Origin of the sequence: Burkholderia sp. MSMB1835 (genome assembly GCF_001526365.1) — a bacterium.
GTDB lineage: Bacteria > Pseudomonadota > Gammaproteobacteria > Burkholderiales > Burkholderiaceae > Burkholderia.
Genome location: NZ_LOYP01000043.1, coordinates 181,644 through 206,437 on the forward strand (window position 1 = coordinate 181,644; position 24,794 = coordinate 206,437).

At 69.0% G+C, this 24,794-nt stretch carries 20 protein-coding genes; 14 read left to right on the forward strand and 6 right to left on the reverse strand.

Features of this window, described 5'->3' with window-relative positions; genetic code table 11:
* Positions 1–56 precede the first annotated feature (56 nt).
* Positions 57–1,502, reverse strand: a complete 1,446-nt coding sequence (locus WS96_RS19660; RefSeq protein WP_059834700.1) for a TAXI family TRAP transporter solute-binding subunit — start codon at positions 1,500–1,502, stop codon at positions 57–59.
* A 432-nt stretch (positions 1,503–1,934) separates the two neighbouring features.
* On the opposite strand from WS96_RS19660, the gene WS96_RS19670 reads away from it, so the two are divergent.
* From WS96_RS19670 to WS96_RS19680, 3 genes are all read left to right on the forward strand, one after another.
* Entirely contained in the window at positions 1,935–2,300 is a 366-nt protein-coding gene (locus WS96_RS19670; RefSeq protein WP_059834703.1) for a BON domain-containing protein, read from the forward strand.
* 138 nt (positions 2,301–2,438) lie between these two features.
* Positions 2,439–4,529: a D-(-)-3-hydroxybutyrate oligomer hydrolase gene (locus tag WS96_RS19675; RefSeq protein WP_059834705.1), complete on the forward strand. Its 2,091-nt coding sequence runs from the start codon at positions 2,439–2,441 to the stop codon at positions 4,527–4,529.
* Positions 4,530–5,144: 615 nt separating this feature from the next.
* Positions 5,145–6,980, forward strand: a complete 1,836-nt coding sequence (locus WS96_RS19680) for a S10 family peptidase (RefSeq protein WP_059834707.1) — start codon at positions 5,145–5,147, stop codon at positions 6,978–6,980.
* A gap of 190 nt (positions 6,981–7,170) precedes the next feature.
* On the opposite strand, the gene WS96_RS19685 is transcribed toward WS96_RS19680, so the two are convergent.
* The 5 genes from WS96_RS19685 to WS96_RS19705 all read right to left on the reverse strand — a co-directional run bounded on the left by WS96_RS19685 (position 7,171) and on the right by WS96_RS19705 (position 12,529).
* Positions 7,171–7,959: a sulfite exporter TauE/SafE family protein gene (locus WS96_RS19685; protein WP_059834745.1), complete on the reverse strand. Its 789-nt coding sequence runs from the start codon at positions 7,957–7,959 to the stop codon at positions 7,171–7,173.
* Positions 7,960–8,259: 300 nt separating this feature from the next.
* Positions 8,260–9,699: a DHA2 family efflux MFS transporter permease subunit gene (locus tag WS96_RS19690; protein WP_059834709.1), complete on the reverse strand. Its 1,440-nt coding sequence runs from the start codon at positions 9,697–9,699 to the stop codon at positions 8,260–8,262.
* A 134-nt stretch (positions 9,700–9,833) separates the two neighbouring features.
* A complete protein-coding gene (locus WS96_RS19695; RefSeq protein WP_059834711.1) occupies positions 9,834–10,565 on the reverse strand; it encodes a DsbA family oxidoreductase in 732 nt (243 codons plus the stop codon).
* Positions 10,566–10,751: 186 nt separating this feature from the next.
* On the reverse strand, positions 10,752–11,546 hold the full coding sequence (locus WS96_RS19700) for a helix-turn-helix transcriptional regulator (protein ID WP_059834713.1): 795 nt from the start codon (positions 11,544–11,546) through the stop codon (positions 10,752–10,754).
* Complete coding sequence (locus tag WS96_RS19705; protein WP_059834716.1) at positions 11,543–12,529, reverse strand: ornithine cyclodeaminase family protein; 987 nt, start codon at positions 12,527–12,529, stop codon at positions 11,543–11,545. The genes WS96_RS19700 and WS96_RS19705 overlap by 4 nt, the downstream gene beginning before the upstream one ends.
* A 373-nt stretch (positions 12,530–12,902) precedes the next feature.
* Between WS96_RS19705 and WS96_RS19710 the strand changes: the two genes are divergently transcribed.
* The 11 genes from WS96_RS19710 to groL all read left to right on the forward strand — a co-directional run bounded on the left by WS96_RS19710 (position 12,903) and on the right by groL (position 24,644).
* Positions 12,903–13,682 (forward strand): ABC transporter substrate-binding protein, encoded by a 780-nt coding sequence (locus WS96_RS19710; RefSeq protein ID WP_059834718.1) that lies wholly within the window; start codon positions 12,903–12,905, stop codon positions 13,680–13,682.
* Between the two features lie 67 nt (positions 13,683–13,749).
* A complete protein-coding gene (locus tag WS96_RS19715) occupies positions 13,750–14,994 on the forward strand; it encodes an NAD(P)/FAD-dependent oxidoreductase (RefSeq protein WP_059834720.1) in 1,245 nt (414 codons plus the stop codon).
* 510 nt (positions 14,995–15,504) lie between these two features.
* Positions 15,505–18,633 carry a beta strand repeat-containing protein gene (locus WS96_RS19720; RefSeq protein ID WP_059834722.1) on the forward strand — a complete coding sequence of 1,043 codons (3,129 nt, stop codon included), beginning with the start codon at positions 15,505–15,507 and terminating at the stop codon, positions 18,631–18,633.
* Positions 18,634–18,948: 315 nt separating this feature from the next.
* A complete protein-coding gene (locus WS96_RS19725) occupies positions 18,949–19,308 on the forward strand; it encodes a COG4315 family predicted lipoprotein (RefSeq protein ID WP_059834723.1) in 360 nt (119 codons plus the stop codon).
* 27 nt (positions 19,309–19,335) lie between these two features.
* Positions 19,336–19,851: a sigma-70 family RNA polymerase sigma factor gene (locus tag WS96_RS19730; RefSeq protein ID WP_059834725.1), complete on the forward strand. Its 516-nt coding sequence runs from the start codon at positions 19,336–19,338 to the stop codon at positions 19,849–19,851.
* Positions 19,848–20,630 (forward strand): anti-sigma factor family protein, encoded by a 783-nt coding sequence (locus WS96_RS19735; RefSeq protein ID WP_059834726.1) that lies wholly within the window; start codon positions 19,848–19,850, stop codon positions 20,628–20,630. The genes WS96_RS19730 and WS96_RS19735 overlap by 4 nt, the downstream gene beginning before the upstream one ends.
* A gap of 26 nt (positions 20,631–20,656) precedes the next feature.
* Positions 20,657–21,076 carry a hypothetical protein gene (locus WS96_RS19740; RefSeq protein WP_059834747.1) on the forward strand — a complete coding sequence of 140 codons (420 nt, stop codon included), beginning with the start codon at positions 20,657–20,659 and terminating at the stop codon, positions 21,074–21,076.
* On the forward strand, positions 21,073–21,705 hold the full coding sequence (locus WS96_RS19745) for a LolA family protein (protein WP_059834728.1): 633 nt from the start codon (positions 21,073–21,075) through the stop codon (positions 21,703–21,705). The genes WS96_RS19740 and WS96_RS19745 overlap by 4 nt, the downstream gene beginning before the upstream one ends.
* 43 nt (positions 21,706–21,748) lie before the next feature.
* Positions 21,749–22,261, forward strand: a complete 513-nt coding sequence (locus tag WS96_RS19750) for an SRPBCC family protein (protein ID WP_034206566.1) — start codon at positions 21,749–21,751, stop codon at positions 22,259–22,261.
* Between the two features lie 403 nt (positions 22,262–22,664).
* Complete coding sequence (gene groES, locus WS96_RS19755) at positions 22,665–22,958, forward strand: co-chaperone GroES (RefSeq protein WP_004186661.1); 294 nt, start codon at positions 22,665–22,667, stop codon at positions 22,956–22,958.
* A 45-nt stretch (positions 22,959–23,003) separates the two neighbouring features.
* On the forward strand, positions 23,004–24,644 hold the full coding sequence (gene groL, locus WS96_RS19760) for a chaperonin GroEL (RefSeq protein ID WP_034206567.1): 1,641 nt from the start codon (positions 23,004–23,006) through the stop codon (positions 24,642–24,644).
* Positions 24,645–24,794 lie beyond the last annotated feature (150 nt).

Below are 24,794 nucleotides of genomic sequence, written 5' to 3' on the forward strand. Positions count from 1 at the left end.
CGGCCTCCATGTTACGCGGCGGCGCGCGCATGCAGCAATGATCGCGGATCGTTCGCTTACGCGGAACCGGGAGTCGCCCGGGGGGCGTCGCCGGCTGCCGGCGGCGGGTCGGTTTCCGTGCGTGCCGGCGGATTGCCGGCGCCGGGCGGGGCCGCCGGCGCATCCTGGTCGTGCGCGGTGAGCCGTTCGCGCACGAAACCGATGTGCTCTCGCAGCACGTAGAACTGTCCCGCGTACGCGAGCGGCATCTTCATCCGGTTCACGGCTTCCTCGATGTCGTCCAGCTCGTCGAGCAGCTTGACGCGCTCGTCGGCCGTATGTTCGCCGAGCGCGCTGCGCTCGAGCGCGATCAGCGCGCCGTACCAGCGGTAGATGCGCGAGCGCACGCGCCAGCCGTACAGCGACGGCACGAGCCGCAGCCCGGGGATCAGCACGACGATCAGCGGCACGACGACGACCAGCAGCCGGTCGACGAGGCTCGCGACCCAGAACGGCAGCCGCCGGTACAGGAAGGTCTTGCCCGACTTGTAGTAGCGGGCGGCATCGTCGGACAGCGGGAAGCCGCGCGTGACGGACGACGGGAATTCGCCCGCGTGCTGCAGGATCGTCGCGTGGCCGTGCACTTCGCGCGCGGCCTCGATCAGCAGGTCGGACAGCGCGGGGTGCAGCGAGTCGCGCGCGACGAGTTCGATCGTCGGCGCGACCGTGTGGATGTCGGCGGGCGGCAGGTTGCGGCCGAGATCGTAGACGCCCATCGGCAGCGTGATCGCGGTCAGGTACGGAAAGCGCCGCGCATACGCGTCGGCCTGCGTGAACGAGTACACGTGCACGCCCGGCGCGCGGAACAGCTTCGCCATCACCGGGATCTGCGTCGAGTCGCCCGACAGGAACGCGGCGTCGATCTTGCCGTCGAGCAGCGCGGTCGCGGCGTCCTCGCCGGCCGTCGGCAGGAGCTCGGTCGGGCCGCCCGGCACGATGCCGTTCATCTTCAGCAGCGCGAGGCTCAGTTCGCGCGCGCCGCTGCCTTCCGCGCCAAGCGCGAGCCGCTTGCCCTTGAAGTCGGACAGGCGCCCGACGACCGGGCCGCGGTACATGATCGCGAGCGGCACGTAGCCGATACTGCCGAGCGACACGAGATGCTCGTCGCGCTCCTTCGGGCCGATGCCGCTCTGCACGAAGCCGACGTCGACCGGCGCGTTCGGGTTCGACAGTCGCGCGAGGTTCTGCGCGGAACCTTCGGACGATTGAACGTCGAGCGTGACGCCGTTTTTCGCGAGGATCGCCTTGTATTTCTGGGCGGCGTTCCAGTAGGTGCTGCCGGGCGGCCCGGACGAAATCACGAGCGTGGACGGCGGTGCTGGCTGGATCAGCTTGACCGCGAGCCAGACGGCCGCGCCGGCGAGCAGCACGGTCGGGCCGATCGACAGCGCGAGGTCGCGCCACGAGACGGCGACGAAGCGGGCGAGGATACGGCGCGGCGGGCGAGGGCGGGCAGGCTTCATGGAATCGGCGAGTGACGCTGGCGTGACGCATCGGTGACGGTCGTCACCGGACGACACGGATGCTCGCGGCGATGGTACCCGGTTTCGCCGCCTATGCGCGAGTCGCGGCGGGGTGGCACGGCGGCGCGGCGGCAGCGGCGCGCGCCGTCGCGTCAAAAGCTTTGCGCTTCCGCGGGCGCTGGATTACATTGTGCGACGCAGCCGCGCCCGAATCGCGCGCGACCCGGCACGTCATGAGACCGGGCGCGTCCGGCCGGCGGCTGTCCGGCCCGGCCGGCCCGCTTTCGCGTGCGCCGGCCGCCGGCCCGTGACGCCTCTCTCGTATCGCCGTGGAAAACACCGGCTGTCCCGCCCGTTCGCGCGCGGGCCGGCTGTTTTTGGGGGTATCCGGCCGTACTGTGCACGGCCGTTCCGGAGTGATAAGGAGATAGCATGAAGTCGATCGTGTTGAGAGCGTTGGGTGTCGCCGCCGTGGCGGCCTGTCTGTCGGGCAGCGTGTATGCGCAGTCGAGCGACGCAGCGGCAACGGAAGCGCCGTCGGCCGCGGCGAGCGCGCCGAAGGCCGCCGCGAAAACCGCGAAGAAGGCGAACCGCAAGCTCGGCTACGCGGTGCGCAAGGCCATTACGAAGGCGGGCGGCATCGACGTGGCGAACCTCGTCGTGCGTTCGAAGGGCGGCGCGATCTCGCTGGAGGGCACGGTGCCCGACCAGGCACAGATCGACAAGGCGGAAGAGGCAGCCAAGAGCGTGAAGGGCGTGACGTCGGTCACGAACAAGCTGACCGTTCAGCAGCAGTAACGCCGGGCGGCGGCGCGCGAGCGCCGCGTGCGCCCGTTTCCAGGCGGGCCCCGGCATGCCGGGGCCCGTTTGCGTTTCAGAGACCGAGCGCCGCGCGCGGCGCGGCGGCGGACCGATAACGATATCGTGGGGGCGGCGATGACGAAGCTCGGGTGGGGCAGGCGGGTGGTGTGGGGGGCGGTGCTGGCCGCGGTCGCGATGCTCGGCGCCTGCAACGGCGACGAATCGGCCGAGCGCAACCGGTTGCCCGGCTTCGTGTCCGGCAGCGTGCGCACGACGACCTACGACGGCGCGAGCGACGACCTGCTGACGGCCGGCCTCGGCAAGACGGGCCTCGCCGCGGCGAGTGCGCCCGGCTTCGCGAACCCGTCGCGGCCGACGAGCGCCGAATTGCGTCGCCTCGCGATCTGGTCGAACTACCGCGCGCTCGTCGACATGAGCGCGAACGGCGGCTACGGGCGCTTCTGGGGGCCGAACGTCGACCTCGACGGCAACGATACGCTCGGCGAAGGCAAGATCGCCGGCACCGAATATCTCGCGTATGCCGACGACGGCAGCGGCGCGAAGAACGTGACGCTGCTCGTGCAGGTGCCCGCGCGCTTCGATCCCGCGCAGCCGTGCATCGTCACCGCGACGTCGTCCGGCTCGCGCGGCGTGTACGGCGCGATTTCCGCGGCCGGCGAGTGGGCGCTCAAGCGCGGCTGCGCGGTGGCCTACAACGACAAGGGCGGCGGCAACGGCGCGCACGAGCTCGGCTCCGACACCGTCACGCTGATCGACGGCACGCTCGCCAACGCGGTGCTGGCCGGCACCGCGAGCCTGTTCACCGCGAACGTGACGAGCGGCGATCTCGCCGCGTTCAACAGCCGCTTCCCGAACCGCTATGCGTTCAAGCACGCGCATTCGCAGCAGAATCCCGAGCAGGACTGGGGGCGCGTGACGCTGCAGTCGGTCGAGTTCGCGTACTGGGCGCTCAACGAGCAGTTCGGACCGCTGATCGACGGCGCGCGTCACGGCGTGCGCTATCGTGCGGGCGACATCACGACGATCGCCGCGTCGGTCAGCAACGGCGGCGGCGCGTCGCTCGCGGCGGCCGAGCAGGACGACCGCGGCTGGATTACCGCGGTCGTGGTCGGCGAGCCGCAGATCAACGTACGGATGGCGCCGAATGCGGTCGTGCGCGCGGGCGGCCAGCCGGTGCCGTCGTTCGGCCGGCCGCTGGCCGATTACGCGACGCTCGCGAACCTGCTGGAACCGTGCGCGGCCGCCTCGGCGTCGCTCGCCGCCGCGCCGTACCTGAGCGCGCTGCCGGCCGCGACCACGCAGTCGATCCGCACGCAGCGCTGCGCGACGCTCGCCGCGGCCGGGCTGGTGGCGGGCGCCGACACGCAGAGCCAGGCGGCCGACGCGCTCGCGCAGCTCCATGCGGCCGGCTATCTGGCCGATTCCGACCTGCTGCAGGCGCCGATGTGGGATTCGCAGGCGATTCCGGCGATCGCGGTCACCTATGCGAACGCGTACACGCGCTCGCGCGTGACCGACAACCTGTGCAATTTCAGCTTCGCGACGACGAACCCGGCGACCGGCGCGGTCGCGGCGCCCGCCGCGTCGCCGATGCCGGCCGTGTTCGGCGCCGGCAACGGCGTGCCGCCGACGGCCGGCATCAATCTCGTGTTCAACAACGGCGCGGGCGTCGACCACCGGCTCGCGACGCCCGACGCGAGCTTCGCGGGCGCGCTGTGCCTGCGCCAGCTATGGACGAACGGGATGCTCGGCATGCCCGCGAACGTCGACGCGGTGCGCGTGAACGCGAACCTGCACGGCAAGCCGGCGATCATCGTGCAGGGCCGCAGCGACGCGCTCGTGCCCGTGAACCACGCGTCGCGCGCGTACGTCGCGCAGAACGGCATCAGCGAAGCCGGGCGCAGCCAGCTGGTGTTCTACGAAGTGACGAACGGCCAGCACTTCGACGCATTCCTGTCGGTTCCGGGCTTCGACACGCGCTTCGTGCCGGTTCACTACTACAACGTGCAGGCACTGAACCTGATGTGGAAGCACCTGAAGAACGGCGCGCCGCTGCCGCCGTCGCAGGTGATCCGCACGGTGCCGCGCGGCGGCACGCCGGGCGCCGCGCCCGCGCTGACGAGCGCGAACCTGCCGCCGATCTCGGCCGCGCCGGGCGCGAACGCGATTTCCGCCGGCGTCGGCACGATCGACGTGCCGCTCTGACGGCGGCCGTCGCGCCGCCTCCGACGAAGCCGGACAGCCGTCCGGCTTTTTCTTTGCATCGCCTGGAATCGGTCCCGTACTGCCTTTTATCCGAATGGCGAGCGCCGTAACAAATTATTACTTTACGGCCATAAATCCGGAACCTATTATGCGCCGGTATTTTCACTTAATTTAATAAATTCCAGATACGAGAATATTCCTTTCCTTTTAGTTAATCGATCCTTTCGATTTTATTCAGTCGGCCCGAGCCGCGATTGATCGCCGTTTCGCGATTAATCGGTGTCGTGCCGACCGGAATCGTTCGTCTTTTCGAAGTGAAGGCGCCTTGTCTGGCGGGCTTCGCAGGGTGTCGCCTGGTCGTCGATTTCGTGCGCATGCGAATTCGCGAAATGAATTCGCATTGCTGCGAACCGTTGAATGGTCGTTCGCAATGGAATTGATTCCATTGTGCGGTTGCAAAAAAACATGGGTGGGGTAAATCGTGCCGATCGGTATTCGCCGATCCGGTAAAAAACTCGGAGTGCGTCGCATAACGAATGCATTCCCGGTGCGGAGCGCCGGCGCAAATGATCCTTTGCGGCCGGCGGTATTTATCGTTCTGTTCGAGAGGCAATAATGACGACACGCAAGTCCTTGAAAGACGGTTTCGCGCTATTTGGAACGACCCTGAGCGTACCGCTCGCCGCGGCAGCGGCCGCGGCGCTGCTCGTCACGGGGTGCGGCGGCGACGACGGGCCGAGCCCGAGCGCGGCGGCCGCCGCCGCGGCCGCGACGTCCAGCGGCAGCACGTCGGTCAATACCGACGCAACGGCCGCCGCCGCGGCCGACCAGCCGTACGTCGACACCGACGTGTACGGCACCGGGCCGAACGACGCGGTCACGGATTCGACCGAAGGCGCGGCAGTCGTGCACCGCCAGGTGACGATCGGCGGCAAGACGATCAAGTACACGGCCACCACGGGCCACCTGACGACGATCGATCCGATCACGTCGGCGCCGAACGCGAAGATGTTCTACGTCGCGTACACGCAGGACAATCCGGATCCGTCGAAGCCGCGCCCGGTCACGTTCTTCTACAACGGCGGCCCCGGTTCGTCGTCGGTCTACCTGCTGCTCGGCTCGTACGGGCCGAAGCGCCTGCAGTCGTCGTTCCCGAACTTCACGCCGCCAGCCCCGTACAAGCTGCTCGACAACCCGGACAGCCTGCTCGACCGCACCGACCTCGTGTTCATCAACCCGGTCGGCACCGGCTACTCGACGGCGATCGCGCCGGCGAAGAACAAGGACTTCTGGGGCACCGACCAGGATGCGCGCTCGATCGACCGCTTCATCCAGCGCTACCTGACCAAGTACTCGCGCTGGAATTCGCCGAAGTTCCTGTACGGCGAGTCGTACGGCACCGCGCGCAGCGCGGTCGTGTCATGGGTGCTGCACGAGGACGGCATCGACCTGAACGGGATCACGCTGCAGTCGTCGATCCTCGACTACGCGAATGCGCTGTCCGCGGTCGGCACGTTCCCGACGCTCGCGGCCGACGCGTTCTACTGGAAGAAGACGACGCTCAACCCGACGCCGACCGATCTCGACGCGTACATGGTCCAGGCCCGCAACTACGCGGACAACACGCTCGCGCCGCTCGCGCAGAAGCCGAACCCGCAGGACGGCGGCTTCGTGAACGTGCGGCTGAACCTGAACCTGCAGACCGCGCAGCAGATGGGTTCGTACATCGGCACGGATCCGACGTCGCTGATCCAGACCTTCGGCAACCCGGCCGCGCTCGGCAACGTGCCGTCGTCGGACGACAACCCGCCGTACACGTTCTTCCTGACGCTCGTGCCGGGCACGCAGATCGGCCAGTACGACGGTCGCGCGAACTTCACGGGCAAGGGCATCGCGCCGTATATCCTGCCGAACTCGGGCAGCAACGATCCGTCGATCACGAACGTCGGCGGCGCATACACGGTGCTGTGGAACAGCTACATCAACACCGACCTCAAGTACACGTCGACGTCGTCGTTCGTGGACCTGAACGACCAGGTCTTCAACAACTGGGACTTCAGCCACACGGACCCGACCGGCGCGAACAAGGGCGGCGGCAATACGCTGTACACGGCCGGCGACCTCGCGTCGACGATGAGCGTGAACCCGGACCTGAAGGTGCTGTCGGCGAACGGCTATTTCGACGCCGTCACGCCGTTCCACCAGACGGAGCTGACGCTCGCGCAGATGCCGCTCGATCCGACGCTCAAGGCGCAGAACCTGACGATCAAGAACTACCCGTCGGGCCACATGATCTACCTGAACGACGCGTCGCGGACCGCGTTGAAGGGCGATCTCGCCAACTTCTACGACGGCATCCTCGCGAACCGCACCGCGTTGCAGCGCGTGCTGAAGCTGCAGGCGCGCACGCAGCAGATGAAGCAGCAGAAACTGCAGCAGCAGGGGCAGTAAGCGTCACGCCGCGGCTCGTGCGGCCCGGCTTCGGCGCGGGCCGCTCGGGATCGCGGTGCCGCGAATGGACAACAGCCCGATCGGCGCGAGCCGCTCGGGCTGTTTTTTCAGATGAATGGCCGACGCATGACGTACGGGCCGTTGCAGTGGAGGGGCGCCGCGCGTGGTGCGGCGTGCCGTGTCGCCGTGCCTACGCGAGCACCAGCCGCACGCCGACCGCGACGAGCGTCGACGCGAGCAGGTTGCGCAGCAGCCGCTCGGGCGCGCGCGCCGACAGCAGGCTGCCGATCACGATGCCGGGCAGCGAACCGAGCAGCAGCGACAGCAGCATCGACCAGTCGACCGAGCCCAGCAGCCAGTGGCCCATGCCCGCGACCAGCGTGAGCGGCACCGCATGCGCGATGTCGGAACCGACGATGCGGGTCGTCGCGAGCAGCGGATACAGCAGCAGGAGCACGGTCACGCCGATCGCGCCGGCGCCGACCGACGTCATCGACACGAGCACGCCGAGCAGGGCGCCCGTCAGCACGGTCGACCACAGCGTGCGCGCGGGGCTCGGCGCGAGCGGGTTGCGTGCGGCGAAGGCCGTGAGCTGCGGGCGGAAGATCAGCGCGAGCGACGTGAGCAGCAGCGCGACGCCGAGCACGAGCTGGATCATCCGCGCGGTGCCCGGCGTGTTCATCCCGTGCGTGTGCAGCCACCACAGCGTGAGCGCCGCGGCCGGCACGCTGCCCGCCGCGAGCCGGCCGGTGATGCGCCAGTCGATCGAGCCTTTCAGGCCGTGGACGAGCGTGCCGGTGGCCTTGGTCGCGGCCGCGTACAGCAGGTCGGTGCCGACCGCCGTCGCGGGGTGGACGCCGAACAGCAGCACGAGAATCGGCGTCATCAACGAACCGCCGCCGACGCCCGTCAGGCCGACGAGGATGCCGACGAACAGGCCGGACAGGGAGTACAGCAGATCGATATGGGGAAGCGACATCGGAAGCAGGCGGTTATGCGGCGTTCGGCGGCGGCGCGCGGCCGCGGCGCGCGCATCAAAGTCCGCCATTGTCGCAAAAGTGACGCGTCAACGTACGACTGCGTTAAAAATCGGCGGGGGAGCTCACGCGGCGGCCGCCGGCGGGGCGTCAAACGGGCGTTTGAGCAGGGGCGGGCCGAGGATCGGCGGCCTGAACGGTAAGACGAACCGGATGCGTATGCCGCGCATCCGGCATGCGCAAAAAAGGGCGCGACACTGCGCGCCCCGATTCGACGCCGGTTCCCGCCCGGCTGCCGACGGTCAGTGCATCGCGGGGCCGGCGCCTTCGACCGCGCGTGGCGGCCGGATCCGCAGCGCGAAACCGATCAGCGCGGCCACGGCCGCAAACGCCGCGCCGAACGCGAATGCCGCGCGGTAGCCGGCGTTCAGCGCGTCGAGCGGCGCGGCTTGCGCCGCCGCGAGCGCGTCGGTGCGGGCGCCGGCGAGACTCGCGAGGACCGCGAGCCCGAGCGCGCCGCCCATCATGAACGCGGTGTTGACGATGCCCGACGCGAGCCCGGAATCGGCCGGGTCGACGTCGTTCATCGCGGCGAGCAGCACCGGATTGAACGCGACGCCCGCGCCGATGCCGAGCAGCGTCATGCCGGGCAGCACGTGCCATACGAAAGCGCCGTCGACCGGCGCGCGCGCGAACAGCGCGAGGCCGCACGCCGCGATCAGCAGGCCGACGGCGATCGGGCCGCGGATCCCGAAGCGCATCACGATGCGCGCCGACAGCCCGAGCGAGAACGCGGCCATGATCAGGTTCGCCGGCAGGAACGCGAGGCCGACCTGCAGCGGCCCGTAGCCGAGCACGCGCTGCATGTACAGCGCGGACAGGAAGAACCACGCGAACATCGCGGCCGCCCACAGCACGGCGATCGCGTTCGCGAGCGCGACGTTGCGTGCGGCGAACAGCGTGAGCGGCATCAACGGATGCGCGGCGCGCGACTCGATCGCGATGAACAGCACGAGCAGCACGACGGCCGCGCCGATCAGCGCGACGGTCTGCGTCGACAGCCAGCCGGCCTCGTTGCCGCCGACGATGCCGTAGACGGCCAGCATCAGCGACGCGGTCACGGTGATCGCGCCGGCGACGTCGAGCCGTGCGGTGCCCGCCGGCGCACGCGTGCGCGGCAGCAGCGCGACGCACATCGCGTAGACGGCGACGCCGATCGGCAGATTGACGAGAAAGATCCAGTGCCACGACAGCGAGCTTGTCAGCAGCCCGCCGAGCAGGACGCCGATGCTGCCGCCGCCCGCGCACACGAAACCGTAGACGCCCATCGCGCGTGCGCGTTCGCCGGGTTCCGTGAAGAGGTTCATGATCAGCGACAGCGAGACGGCCGACACGACCGCGCCGCCGAACCCCTGCACCGCGCGTGCGGCGATCAGCATCCCCTGCGATTGCGCGAGGCCGCACGCGAGCGACGCGAGCGTGAACACGACGAGGCCCGCGAGGAACATGCGCCGCTGGCCGTACAGGTCGCCGAGCCGGCCGCCGAGCAGCAGGCAGCCGCCGAACGTCAGCAGGTATGCATTGACGACCCACACGAGGGCCGTTTCGGTGAAGTGGAGATCGGTGCTGATCGACGGCAGCGCAACGTTCACGATCGTGCTGTCGAGCACGATCATCAGCACGCCGAGACAGAGCACGATCAGCGCGTACCAGCGCTTCTCGCCGTGAATCCCGTGGGTCATGGGCTTGCAGCCTTCCGATAGTCATTTGAAAGGATGCATTGTAGATGCCGGCGGCCCGCGCTTCCTGCCGGTTTGTGGCAGGAGCGTCGCGTAGTGGCGCGCGCGGCTGCGGCGCGCGTGGAGCGGGATGAGCGTTACGGCCGAGCCGGCAGTTCGCAGCCGTCGGGGCCGCAGGCGGCCGCGTCGCCGCCGCCGGGCTCGACGACGCCGTCGCGCCACGCCTGGTCGAGCGCCTGCGCGAACGCGTCGGCCGGTTGCGCGCCCGACACCGCATAGCGGTCGCCGAACACGAACAGCGGCACGCCGCGCCCGCCGATTCGTGCGGCGCGCGCGATGTCGGCTTCGACTTCGTCGCGATACGCGTCGCTGCGCAGCACGGCTTCGACGGCCGAGCGCTCGAGTCCGGCTTCGACCGCAAGCTCGGTCAGCTCGGCATGATCGAACAGGGAGCCGTGCTCGCAGAAATAGGCGCGGTAGAGCCGCTCGGTCAGCGCTTGCGCGCGGCCCGACGCTTGCGCGAGCTTCACGAGCCGGTGGCCGTCGAGCGTGTCGCCGACGAGCGTGCCGGGCAGGTCGTAGCTCAGCCCGACGCTCGCGGCCGCATCGGTCACCTGGCGCAGCATCTGGTCGACCTGCGCGGGCGCCATCCGGTATTTGCCGGCCAGCATCGCCTCGACCGGCTCGACGGGTTGGCCGGGCATCAGCCGGTACGCGCGCAGCGCGACGTCGACGCGGTCGGCGTGCGCGAACGCGGCCAGCGCCTCGTCGAAGCGGCGCTTGCCGATCCAGCACCACGGGCAGATCAGGTCGGACCAGATTTCGACGGTCAGGGTCGGGCGGGCAGTCGGGGCGAGAGCGGTCGTCATGGGCGGTCCGGGCGGCAAAAAAATGTAACCGAGACTATATCACTTTATGTTTCGACGCTTCGTCGCTCGCGAAACCGCGTGGCACGGTGCGAAAGGGGGCGCGCCCGCGTGTCGCGAAGCAGGGGCGTGGAGCCGCCGGCGCGGTACCGACGCCGGGCTACCGCGATGGCGCCCGCCGCGTCGCGCTCACGCGTCGCCCCGCGTTTCCTTCAGGTGCTTGAGGTGCTTGTAGACCGTCGCGCGCCCCATCCCGAGCACGTTCGCGACGTAGTTCGCCGCGCTCTTGCCGCGGAACGCGCCTTCCGCGTACAGCGCCTCGACGAGCTCGCGCCGGTGCTCGCGCGTGAGCCCGTTCAGCCCGACCTGCCGCTCGCGCAGCCAGCCGTGCAGGAACGTGTTGATGCGCTCCTGCCAGTCGTCGCGGAACAGCTCGTCGGGCTGCGCGACGACGCCCGCGCCCTTGATGAACAGGTCGAGCGTCGCGCGCACTTCGTCGAACACCGCGATGTTGAAGTTGATGCACATCATCCCGGCCGGCCGGCTGTCGTCGTCGAACAGCACGTTGCTGACGCAGCGCATTCGCCGGCCGTCCCAGTTCAGCTTCTCGTACGGGCCGATCACGCGCTCGCGCGCCGAATGATCGATTTCCTCGAGCGCGGAATCGTCGCCGACCTCGCGCTTGGACAGGTTGTTCGCGAGATACAGCACGGTCTGGTCGTGCAGGTCGTGGATCACGACTTCCGCGTACGGGAAGAACAGTGCGGCGATACCGTCGGCGATCGGCGCATAGCGGGTGAGCAGCAGGTCTTTGACGGGAGATTTCTTCTTGCGCATCGGTGTCGCGATCTCGGGTGGGCGGAAGCCGGGCGGCGTGTCGGGCCGGCGAGCCGGCGCACCGTCGGCCGGCATGCCCGTGCGCCCGCGCGCGGCCGCCGCGGCGGTTGCGCCATTGTATCGGCCCCGCGTGCGCGCGCCGTTCATGCGCGCGTCAGATGCGTGTACAGCGCATGCGCGATCGCGATGTCCTCGAGCCCGAGGCCGATCGAGCGGAACAACGCGTGACGCGTGCGCGACGGCGCCGCGCAGGTGCCGGCGACGAGCGCGGGCAGGTCGCCGACGATCCGGCCGGCATCCCAGCCGTGCTCGGCCGCCGCGATCTGCATCTCGCCGGCGCTCGCGGGTGTTGTGTGCCGGTAGTCGCAGTAGACGTCCATGTCCGGCAGCCACGCGGGCGGGATTTCGTGCGCGCGCGCGACGTTCGTGCTGATCGACGTGACGAGCGCGGGGCGCGTGAGCATCCCGTCGCCGAGCACGGGCGTGCCCGACGACGTGCACAGCATCACCACGTCCGCGTCGCGCACGCACGCCTCGACGCTCGCCGCCGCGCATGCGCGCGGGTCGAGCTCGACGAGGGCCGCCTGCAGCGCGGCGTCGCCGGCGAGCGCAGGCGAGTACACGCGGATCGTGTCCCAGTCGCGCAGCGCCGCCGTGTGCCTGAGGTGCGCGACGCCGACCGCTCCCGTGCCGACGATCGCGAGATGTCGCGCGTCGCGCGGCGCGAGGCAGTCGACCGCGAGCGCCGTCGTGCCGGCCGTGCGTTCGACGGTCAAGAGCCCCGCGTCGCACCACATCAGCGGCTGGCCGGTTTGCATCGACATCAGCGCGGTCCATGCGGTGACGATCGGTCTCCCGTCGGGCTTCCCGTCGGGTTGGTTGCCCGTCGCGATGTATGGCGACAGCTTCGCGCCGAACACCTGCGCATCGGCGAGCGCGCCGAGATACGTGATGAAGTCGCCGGCCTGGTCGGGAAACAGCGTGAGCGTCTGCGGCGGCTGCACCGCGCGCGCCGCGGCGAGCGACGCGAACATGCGGCGCAGCGTGCCGAGCACGTCGAGCGACGGCAGCGCCGCGCGCACTGCGGCTTCGTCGACGATCAGCGGCGGGGTGGGGACGGTTTGCGTCATCGGACATCTCCGGTTCGGGCTGGACAGAAAGTCTCGAAAGACGGCGTCCGGCGGGTTCGTGATGGACGAAAAGTCTAATATAGACAAACGAAATCGGGAGAATTTTTCTTTTCGAGACGTCGTGTCGTTGCCGGGTTCATGGAAAAAGCCATGGAATCAAAGGCATTCGGAAGTGGTCGACGAAATTCCGACGTCGAGAAACGACGCGGCATTCTCGTATCCCCTATAGTCTATAGTAGACTTTAAGTCTATATTTCGCGTGCAGGATCCGACACGTCGCCACGCCGCTGCGTGCGTCGGATGCTGCCCTGGCGCCCGGTCGAGGGCGTCGTGCGACCGATCTTCAGCCTCAATCCGGAACAGAAGGACCGTCATGAACTGGAAACTTTCCCTTGGCGCCGCTGCGGCGCTCGCGTGCGCGGCCGTCACGGCCCATGCGGAACAGACCACGCTGCGCTTCGGGATCGAAGCCGCCTATCCGCCGTTCGAGAGCAAGACGCCGGCCGGTCGGTTGCAGGGGTTCGACGTCGACATCGGCAACGCGGTGTGCGCGAAGCTGAACATGAAATGCGTGTGGGTCGAGAACGCATTCGACGGGCTGATCCCGGCGCTGCAGGCGCGCAAGTTCGACGCGATCAACTCGGCGATGAACATCACCGCGAAGCGCAAGCAAAGCATCGACTTCACGCCGGCGATCTACGTGGTGCCGATCGTGATGGTGGCGAAGCATGGCTCGCCGCTGAAGCCCGACGTCGCGAGCCTGCGCGGCAAGCACGTCGGCGTGCTGCAGGGCTCGTCGCAGGAGGATTTCCTGAAGGCGCACTGGGCCGATGCGGGCGTGGCCGTCGTGTCGTACCCGGATCAGGACCAGATCTACGCCGATCTCGTCGCGGGGCGTCTCGACGCGGCCGTGCAGGAAGCGCAGACCGCGCAGGACGGGTTCCTCGACAAGCCGGCCGGCCGCGACTACCAGATCGTCGGCGAGCCGCTGAAGGATCCGGCGACGCTCGGCGAAGGCACCGGCTTCGGGATGCGCAAGAACGACAAGGCGCTGCAGGCGAAGATCGTCGGCGCGCTCGACGCGCTGAAGCAGGACGGCACGCTGAGCGCGCTGTCGCGGAAGTACTTCAAGCGCGACATCATCGCGAAGTAAGCGCCGCCGCGCGCCGGCCGCGGGGCCGGCGCACGGCGCCTCCCATCTCGACGCAGTGCGGGGAACCATGGATTTCGACGTCATCGTTCTGGGGGCCGGCATCGTCGGCGTGTCGTCGGCGTTGCATCTGCAGGATCGCGGGCTGCGCGTCGCGCTCATCGACCGGCGCGCGCCCGGCGAGGAAACCAGCCACGGCAATGCGGGGCTGATCGAGCGCTCGTCGGTCGTGCCGTATGCGTTTCCGCGCCGGCTCGGCACGCTGCTGCGCTACGCACGCAACCGTTCGGTCGATCTCTATTGGGACTACAAGGCGCTGCCCGAGTATGCCGGCTGGCTCGCGCGCTTCTGGCGCGAATCGTCGCCGCAGCGGCTCGCGGCCGCCGCGCGCGACCTGCTGCCGCTCGTCGCGGCGAGCGTCGTCGAGCACGATGCGCTGCTCGCGCGCACCGACGCGCAGCCGCTCGTGCACGACGGCGGATGGATCGAGGCGTTTCGTTCGCCCGCGCTGTTCGATGCGGAAGCGCGCGCCCAGCAGCGCGTGGCCGACGCGCACGGGCTGCGGATGACCGTGCTCGACGCGCCTGCGCTGCGTGCGCGCGAGCCCGGTATCGGCGCAGCCTTCTGCGGCGCCTTTCACTGGCAGGATCCGAAGACGGTGTCGAGCCCGGGCGGGCTGACCAAGGCCTATGCGCGGTTGTTCGAGCGCGACGGCGGCACGTTCGTGCGCGGCGACGCGACGACGCTCGCGCAGGTGGATGACGGCTGGCAGGTCGGGTCCGAACACGGGCCGATCTCGGCGCGCTCGGCCGTGGTCGCGCTCGGGCCGTGGTCCGATCGGGTGTTCGCGCCGCTCGGCTACCGGATTCCGCTGCGCGCGAAGCGCGGCTATCACATGCATTACCTGCCGACCCGCACGCTGCTGAACGTGCCCGTGTGCGATACCGAGGAGGGCTTCGTCGTCGCGCCGATGGAGGGCGGCCGCCTGCGGCTCACGACCGGCGTCGAGATCGCGCCGCGCGACGCGCCGCCGACCGGCGTGCAACTCGCACGCGCCGAACCGCTGGCGCGCGACGCGTTCGGCATCGGCGAGCGGCTCGATCCGGAGCCGTGGCTCGGGATGCGGCCGTGCACGCCCGACATGCGTCCGGTGATCGGGCCTGCGCCGCGCCACCGCCATTTGTGGTTCGCGTTCGGCCACTGCCATCACGGGCTCACGCTTGGGCCCGCGACCGGCCGTCTGCTCGCCGAAATGATGACGGGCGCGCCGACCTATATCGATCCCCGTCCGTACCGGCCCGCACGCTTCGGTTGAACCCGCGGCGCGCAGATGCGGTTTCGGCCACCGGCATGCGCCGGTGGCAATGCGTGCCGTTCACAGTTTTTCATTTTGCCGTCCGGATTATCGAAATCCGCGAAATCTGAAATGACCTGCGTAATCGATAAGAAAGAAAATCTCGCGATAAAGGAAAATCAGCAAATTCGCGATTTATCAATGCATTTTCATATTGCTGAAATGCGTAATGGGCAGCCGGCTCCGACGGTATAGGTCCCATCACGGCCGCATGCTCCGGCGGTACACGGCATGTACCGGAACACGTTACCGCGGGGCTCGCAAACGTTACGTTACATCCGTGTTCCGAAGGCCTTTTTCATCAGACGATTCAGACGCTGCAATCCACCGATTTCGCTTGAAATCAATTAAAAAAGCCTTATTGACGATCAACGGATAGACGAAACGGCCGGTTTTTGGAATTGGCACGCTTCGTGCAATCCGTCCCCATGCTTTGTCAACGTAGTGCCAACCGAGATGGGGAAAATAACGATGGGACAGAACTTCAAATTGACGGGTGTGGCGCTGTCGGTCGCGACGGTGTTCGGGGTGCTGGCTTCGGGTTCCGCGATGGCGGGCGCCCTCGATGCGCTGCCGATCCCGCAGGTGATCGTCAATCCACCGACGAACAGCGTGTCGGTCGGACTGGTCGCGACGGGTACGTCGCCGCTGGGCTCGGTGACCGTGACGGCGGGCGGGTCGGGCGCGATCCAGACGTCGCTCGGGGAGCCGGGGCAGGTGCTGTCGGGCGCCGTGGGGGCGGTGACGGGCGCACTCGGCGGTGGCGGCGGCACGGTGCAGCCGCTCGCGCCGGTGCAGGGCGTGGTGAATCAGGTGACGGGGGCGCTCGGTGGCGGCAATCCGGCGGGTGCGTTGACGGGGGCAATCGGCACTGTGACGGGCGCACTGGGCGGTATCGGCGGTGGCGCGAACCCGCTGGCGCCGGTACAGGGTGTAGTCAATCAAGTGACGGGCGCGTTGGGCGGCGGCAACCCGGCCGGTGCGCTGACGGGCGCGCTGAGCACGGCAACCGGCACGCTGAGCAATGCGCTCGGCACGGCAACGGGTGCACTGGGCGGGATCGGTGGCGGTTCGAATCCGCTGGCGCCGGTGCAAGGTGTGGTGAATCAGGTATCGGGCGCGCTCGGTGGCGGTAACCCGGCGGGAGCGTTGACCGGCGCACTCGGCACGGTGACGGGCGCACTGGGCGGAATCGGAGGCGGCGCGAACCCGCTGGCGCCGGTACAGGGCGTGGTGAATCAAGTGACCGGCGCGTTGAGCGGCGGCAACCCGGCCGGTGCATTGACCGGTGCATTGAACACGGCAACCGGCACGCTGAGCAATGCACTCGGCACGGCAACGGGCGCGCTGGGCGGGATCGGTGGCGGTTCGAACCCGCTGGCGCCGGTACAGGGCGTGGTGAATCAAGTGACCGGCGCGTTGAGCGGCGGCAACCCGGCCGGTGCACTGACCGGTGCACTGAACACGGCAACCGGCACGCTGAGCAGCGCGCTCGGCACGGCAACGGGTGCACTGGGCGGAATCGGTGGCGGCGCGAACCCGCTGGCGCCGGTGCAAGGTGTGGTGAACCAGGTAACGGGTGCGCTCGGTGGCGGCAACCCGGCGGGAGCGTTGACCGGCGCACTTGGCACGGTGACGGGCGCACTGGGCGGAATCGGAGGCGGCGCGAACCCGCTGGCGCCGGTACAGGGTGTGGTGAATCAAGTGACGGGCGCGTTGAGCGGCGGTAACCCGGCCGGTGCACTGACGGGCGCGCTGAACACGGCAACCGGCACGCTGAGCAGCGCGCTCGGCACGGCAACGGGTGCACTGGGCGGAATCGATGGCGGCGCGAACCCGCTGGCGCCGGTGCAAGGTGTGGTGAACCAGGTAACGGGCGCGCTCGGTGGCGGTAATCCGGCGAGTGCGCTGACTGGCGCAGTGGGCACGGTGACCGGCGCACTGGGCAATCTCGGCGGTGGTTCGAATCCGCTGGCACCGGTTCAGGGTGTCGTGAACGGGCTCACGAGCACGATCGGCGGCGGCGATCCGGCCGGTGCACTGGCCGGTGTCGTTGGCACGGTCACGGGGGCATTGGGCAACCTTGGCAGCGGCTCGAATCCGCTCGCGCCGGTGCAGGGCGTGGTGAACGGCGTTACGGGTGCGCTTGGCGGCGGCAATCCGGCAGGCGCGCTGACCGGCGCACTTGGCACGGTAACGGGCGCCCTGGGCGGCATCGGCGGGGGCAACCCGGCGGGCGCGCTGACCGGCGCACTCGGTACGGTAACGGGCGCCCTGGGCGGCATCGGCGGCGGCAACCCGGCAGGCGCGCTGACCGGCGCGCTCGGCACGGTAACCGGCGCCTTGGGCAACCTCGGCGGTGGCGCGAACCCGATCACCCCGATCCAGAACATCGTGAACCAGGTCACGGGCACGCTCGGCAGCGGCAACCCGGCCGGCGCACTGAGCAACGCGGTCAACACGATCACGGGCACGCTCGGCAACGTCGGTGGCGCAGGCGGCCCGCTCGCGCCGGTGCAAGGCGCCGTCACGCAACTCGCCGGCACGCTCGGCAACGGCGATCCCGCCGGTGCGCTGACGAACGCGCTGAACTCGGTGACGGGCGCGCTCGGCGGCGCGAACCCGCTGGCGCCGGTGCAGGGCGTCGTGAACCAGGTCGTCGGCACGCTGTCGGGTGCGGGCGGCGGCAGCCCGATCACGCCGATCACGAACCTCGTCAACGGTCTGCAGAACGCCCTGCCGGGCGGCAATCCGGCCGGCGCGCTGACCGGCGCACTCGGTTCGGTGACGGGCGCGCTCGGCAATCTCGGCGGGACCAACCCGCTGGCGCCGGTGCAAGGCGTCGTGAACCAGGTGGTCGGTACGCTCGGCGGCAGCAACGCGGCCGGCACGCTGAGCAACGCGGTGGGGACGGCCACGGGCGCGATCGGCAATGCGGTCGGCTCGGTGGCGGGCGCGCTCGGTGCCCTCGGCGGCACGAGCCCGCTGGCGCCGGTGCAGGGTGTCGTGAACCAGGTCGTCGGTACGCTCGGCAGCGGCAATCCGGCCGGCGCCCTGACGGGCGCGCTGAACTCGGTGACGGGCGCCCTCGGCAACCTCGGCGGTTCCAACCCGCTGGCGCCGGTGCAAGGCGTCGTGAACCAGGTGGTCGGCACGCTGTCCGGCGCGGCCGGCAACAGCCCGATCGCGCCGATCACGAACCTCGTGAGCGGCCTGACGGGCGGCGGCAACCCGGCCGGCGCACTGACTGGCGCGCTCGGTTCGGTGACGGGCGCACTCGCGTCCGGTCCGGCGGCGCTCGGCCAGGCGGCCGGCGCGCTGTCGGGTGCGGCCGGTTCGACGGCAGCGGCAGGCGGCAGTCTGCTCGGCTCGGGCGCGAATGCGGCCGGCGGCACGGCGGGCGCGGTGGGGTCGCTGCTGACGACGGGTGCCAACTCGACGGCGACGGTCGTCAATGCGGTCGGCACGTCGGCGGGCACGGTGCTCGGCTCCGCGCCGAGCCTGTCGGTGACGCCGCATTCCGGCAACAGTTCGCCGAACAACCCGCTCGCACCGGTGACGACGCTGCTCCAGTCGCTGACCGGCGCACTGCCGAGGTAACCGGCCGAAACCGCACGACGGCGCCGCATCGGCCGTCGTGCGCAACGGTCGCGCAACACGGGTCGCGCAACGCGGCATGACAGCGATGTCATGCCGCGTCGTCATTTCGGGCTTCCCGTTTTCTTTCGTCGCATGAAGGATCGCTGCCGCTCGTCGCGCCGCGTTACGGCATGGCGTGCGATGGAATAACCGGCTGTCGCCGTCCGTTTACATACCGAGTTCCGGCACGGCCGGCCGGCGGGATAATGATCGCGACACAGCCGATCGTCCCGTTCGGCGGCGCCGTGTCGCGAGACGACGCCAAGGAGAACGGGAATGAAACGGATGCTGTTCGCCGCCGCACTGACGGCGGCGTTCGTGCGGCCGGCGGCCGCGGAACCGCCGCAGGTCGCCGGCGGGAAACTGGTCGACGAAGCGCACATGACGCTGTACGTGTTCGATCGCGATGCGCCGGGCAAGAGCATGTGCGACGGCGCGTGCGCGGCCAACTGGCCGCCCGCGCTCGCCGACGCGTACGACAAGGCGTCGGGTGCGCTGAGCCTCGTCGCCCGCGACGACGGCAACAAGCAATGGGCGTACCGCGGCCGCCCGCTGTATCGCTGGAAGATGGACCACCAGGCCGGCGACGCGGGCGGCGACGGCGTCGGCGGCATGTGGCACGTCGCGCGGCCGTGATCGCGCGGCGACGCGCGAGGCGCCCCGATGAGCTATGAATCGGACCTGCTGGTGTGGCTCCCGCATCTCACGCGCTATGCGCGTGCGCTGACGGGCGAGCGCGCGTGGGCCGACGATCTCGTGCAGGACACGCTCGAGCGGGCGCTGAACCGGCCGCCGCGCGACGGCGCCCACCTGCGCGCGTGGCTGCTGACGCTGCTGCGGCACCGCTTCATCGACCAGTTGCGCGCCCGGCGCGAGATCGCGGTCGACGACGCGACCGCGCCGTGGCAGACGATGGCCGCGCCCGCCGGCGAGGTCGGCGGGCTGGAGTTGCGCGACGTGCAGCGCGCGCTGTACCGGCTGCCGGTCGAACAGCGCGAGGTGCTGCTGCTGGTCGCGCTCGAGGAGTTGAGCTATCGCGATGCCGCGCAGGTGCTCGGCGTGCCGGTGGGCACGGTGATGTCGCGGCTCGCGCGGGCGCGCGCGCAGATGCGCGCGTTGCTGTCGGACGCGCCGTCGGCGCACGGCACGGCCGCGTTACGGGTGATCGGGAAGCCATGATGGACGATCCGCGCAAGCCTTCGAATCGGGGGGACGACGACGCGTCGGCGCAACTGCTGTCCGCGCTGCTGGACGGCGAGCTGTCCGGGGACGAGCGGCGCGAGATGCTCGAGCGCCTGCAGTCCGATCCGCAGGAAGCCGAACGATTCGCGCATTACCGCGCGCAGCGCGATGCGCTGAAGGCGCTGTTTCCGTTGCCGGCGGCCGCGCCGGCGTTGTTCGTGCAGCGCCGCGCGCCGCGCTGGCGCGCCGTCACGCATGCGTTCGCGGGGCTCGCGGCCGGGCTGCTGATCGGTGTCGCGCTGCATGCCGGCTGGGCGGCGTTCGGCCGCGAACCGGCATTCGCCGCGCGCGCCGACGTCGCATACGCGGTGTACGCCGCCGACCGCGAGCATCCGGTGGAAGTCGGCGCGGCCGATCCCGCGCGGCTCGCCGCGTGGCTGTCGGCGCGCGTCGGCCGGCCGGTGCGCGCACCGTCGCTCGACGAATACGGTTACGCGCTGCTGGGCGGCCGGGTGCTGCCCGGCGACGCGGGGCCGGCCGCGCAGCTCATGTACCAGCGCGCGGACGGCGCGCGCGTGACGCTGTACATGACCGCATACGATGCGCGGCGCCTCGCGCCGCAGGCGATGTCGGCCGGCGAACGCTACACGTATTTCTGGTCGGATCGCGGCATGGGTTATGCGCTGTCCGGCCGCGGCGACGAACGGCGCCTGCGCGCGCTCGCGATCGACGCATGCGGTGCGCTGGGCGGCCCGACCGACGCATGGAAGGGATGACGCGCGGCGCTCGCAGGGAGCAGGCGATGAAAACGGCGATGATGAAGGGGTTCGGGCTGGCAGCGTGCCTCGCGGGCACGATGCTTGCGCGAGCGGAAGGCGACCCGCCCGTGCGCGTGCCCGTCGACGCCGATGGCGTGCAGCGCGTGGCGATCGTCGGCGGCAGCTATTTCTTCCGGCCGAACCACGTGATCGTGCGCGCGCACGTGCCGGTCGAGCTGACCGTGTCGGCGGAGCCCGGCGTGGTGCCGCACAGCTTCGAACTCGATGCGCCGCAGGCCGGCATCGCAGTGCGTACCGAGCTCGGCACGACGCCGAGGACGTTTCGTTTCACGCCGCTGCAGCCGGGGCGATTCGCCTACTATTGCACGCACCGGCTGCTGTTTTTCAGGAGCCATCGCGAGCGCGGGATGGAAGGCGTGCTCGATGTCGAGGCGGCGCCGTGATCGCCGCGTTGCTGGCCGCGAGCCTGATAGGAGCGAGCATGACAGCCGATCCCGTGACCGTCGCGCAGGCGCATTTCGACCACGTCCGCTCGTACCGCGCGACGATTCGCTCGTCGGCGCGCGATGGCGAGCACACCGAAATCCGCTACGCGTACCTGAAACCGGGCTTCGTCCGGATGGATTTCGTGTCGCCGCATCGCGGCGCGGTGCTCGCGTACGATCCCGGCGACGGCAAGGTGCGGTTGCGCCCGTTCGGCACGCATGCGCCGCCCGCGCTGACGTTGTCGCCGTCCAATCCGCTCGTGCGCGACCGCACCGGCCACCGGGTCGACCGCTCGGACGTCGGCGAACTGCTGCGCAACGTCCATGCGCTGCAGCAGGGCGGCGCGACGGTGACCGAAGGCGAGGAGGCCGTCGGCGGCCGGACCACGCTGCGCGTGCTGGTCACGGGCGCGCCTGCGCACGCGGTCGACGGCGTGCATCGCTACCGGTTGTGGCTCGACGCCGAGGACGGTTTTCCGCTGAAGGTCGTCAGCTATGCGGACGGCGACGACGTGCCGCTCGAAACCGTGACGCTCGACGACGTGGAGATCGACGTCGCGTTTCCCGAGCGTTTCTTCGCGCCCTGACGGCGCGCCGATCCGCGTTCCTGACGCGCATGCCGGAGGCTGCATGGCGGAGTACCGGTTTTCGACGATCTGGCGGGTGGATGCGCCGCTCGCGGCGGTCTGGGATGCGATCTACCAGGTCGATCGCTGGCCCGATTGGTGGAAGGGCGCCGTGCGCACCGTCGAGCTCGAGCATGGCGACGCGCGCGGCGTCGGCGCGCTGCACCGGTATACGTGGAAGGGCGCGCTGCCGTACCGGCTGACCTTCGACATGCGCGTGCGGCGCGTCGAGCGGCCGCATGTGCTCGAAGGCCGTGCGAGCGGCGCGATCGAGGGCGACGGACGCTGGTCGTTCGCCGCCGACGGCGCGCGCACCGTCGTGCGCTACGACTGGCACATTCGCACGCACGGCTGGATGAACTGGCTGGAGCCGCTCGCACGGCCGCTGTTCCGATGGAATCACGACGTCGTGATGCGCGAAGGCGCGAAGGGGCTCGCGCGGCGGCTGGGCGCGGCCGTCGAGACGGACGGCCGGACCTTCCGGCCGCTGTCGGGGGCGGACTGTGCCGATGCGTGAGGCGCGCGAGGCTTGGCGCGGCGACGCACGCGAACGAACGCGTCGCGGCGGATGAAATCGGCGCCCGCACGGTTTTTTCGCTGCGATGTCGCCGGCCTCAGGAACTCCGGGCTTACCCGGTGTCCAATCGGGGCTGGATGAGGTTGGCGGGTCGCCCGGGGCCGTCCGGTGCGACGGTTGCGGTATTCAAATTGTTGTTTAGAAAGGGTTTTTGTTGTGCTTCCGTGTTTTTTTCCGCCGTCTCGCCGCCGCGAAAATTCCCCCGGTTCCCCTTCTTGAATTTGTCAAAACCCGTCCATATAATTAGCACTCGCTGCACGAGAGTGCTAACAATTCTCTGCCGGGCGACGAGCCGGGCAGTTTCCCTAAGCGTTCTTCAATCTCAGTCAAGAGAGGAGTGAATATGAACCTTCGTCCTTTGCACGATCGCGTGATCGTCAAGCGCCTGGATCAGGAAACCAAGACCGCCTCGGGCATCGTGATCCCCGACGCCGCTGCTGAAAAGCCGGATCAGGGCGAAGTCCTGGCCATCGGCCCGGGCAAGCGCGACGACAAGGGCGCGCCGATCGCACTCGACGTGAAGGTCGGCGATCGTGTCCTGTTCGGCAAGTACGCAGGTCAGACCGTGAAGGTCGACGGCCAGGAACTGCTGGTCATGCGCGAAGAAGACATCATGGCCGTTGTCAACGCCAAGTAAGCGTCCTCCGACGGTACATATTCCCAAGAATTCAAGGAGTTAAAGATGGCAGCTAAAGACGTCGTATTCGGCGATTCCGCCCGTTCGAAGATGGTCGAAGGCGTGAACATTCTCGCCAACGCAGTCAAGGTCACGCTGGGTCCGAAGGGCCGCAACGTCGTGCTCGAGCGCAGCTTCGGCGGCCCGACGGTCACCAAGGACGGTGTGTCGGTCGCGAAGGAAATCGAGCTGAAGGACAAGCTCCAGAACATGGGCGCGCAAATGGTCAAGGAAGTCGCTTCCAAGACCAGCGACAACGCAGGCGACGGCACGACGACGGCAACCGTCCTCGCGCAATCGATCGTTCGCGAAGGCATGAAGTACGTCGCGTCGGGCATGAACCCGATGGACCTGAAGCGCGGCATCGACAAGGCAGTCGCAGCGGCCGTCGAAGAGCTGAAGAAGATCAGCAAGCCGTGCACGACCAACAAGGAAATCGCACAGGTCGGCTCGATCTCGGCGAACAGCGATTCGTCGATCGGCGATCGCATCGCTGAAGCGATGGACAAGGTCGGCAAGGAAGGCGTCATCACCGTCGAAGACGGCAAGTCGCTGGCCGACGAACTCGACGTCGTCGAAGGCATGCAATTCGACCGCGGCTACCTGTCGCCGTACTTCATCAACAACCCGGACAAGCAAGTCGCCGTCCTCGAGAACCCGTTCGTGCTGCTGCACGACAAGAAGGTGTCGAACATCCGCGATCTGCTGCCGGTGCTCGAACAAGTCGCGAAGGCAGGCCGTCCGCTGCTGATCATCGCCGAAGACGTCGAAGGCGAAGCGCTCGCAACGCTGGTCGTCAACAACATCCGCGGCATCCTGAAGACCGTCGCGGTCAAGGCACCGGGCTTCGGCGACCGTCGCAAGGCGATGCTGGAAGACATCGCGATCCTGACCGGCGGTCAGGTCGTCGCGGAAGAAACCGGCCTCACGCTCGAGAAGGCAACGCTGGCAGAACTCGGCCAGGCGAAGCGCATCGAAGTGGGCAAGGAAAACACGACGATCATCGACGGCGCAGGCGAAGCCGTGAACATCGAAGCGCGCGTCAAGCAGATCCGCACGCAGATCGAAGAAGCGACGTCGGACTACGACCGCGAGAAGCTGCAAGAGCGCGTGGCGAAGCTGGCCGGCGGCGTTGCGGTGATCAAGGTCGGCGCTGCGACCGAAGTCGAAATGAAGGAAAAGAAGGCACGCGTCGAAGACGCGCTGCACGCAACCCGCGCTGCCGTTGAAGAAGGCATCGTCCCGGGCGGCGGCGTCGCGCTGATCCGTGCACGCACCGCGATCGCAGGCCTGACCGGCGTGAACGCCGACCAGAACGCCGGCATCAAGATCGTGCTGCGCGCGATGGAAGAGCCGCTGCGCCAGATCGTCACGAACGGCGGCGAAGAAGCGAGCGTCGTGGTGGCGGCGGTTGCTGCGGGCAAGGGCAACTACGGCTACAACGCAGCAACGGGCGAGTACGTCGACATGGTCGAAGCCGGCGTCGTCGACCCGACCAAGGTCACGCGCACCGCACTGCAGAACGCAGCGTCGGTTGCAGGCCTGCTGCTGACGACGGACGCAGCTGTCGCAGAACTGCCGAAGGAAGACGCACCGATGCCGGGCGGCATGCCGGGCGGCATGGGCGGCATGGGCATGGACATGTAATCGACTTCGGTCGACGGTGTCCGGAGCGCGCAGCGATGCGCGTTCCAGCCAAAAGAAAAGACCCGCAGCGATGTGAACTGAACCCCGAGAGTTGGACATAGATCCGACCCTTGGGGTTTTTCATGTCGAAGCACGACGAGCACTTGAAAC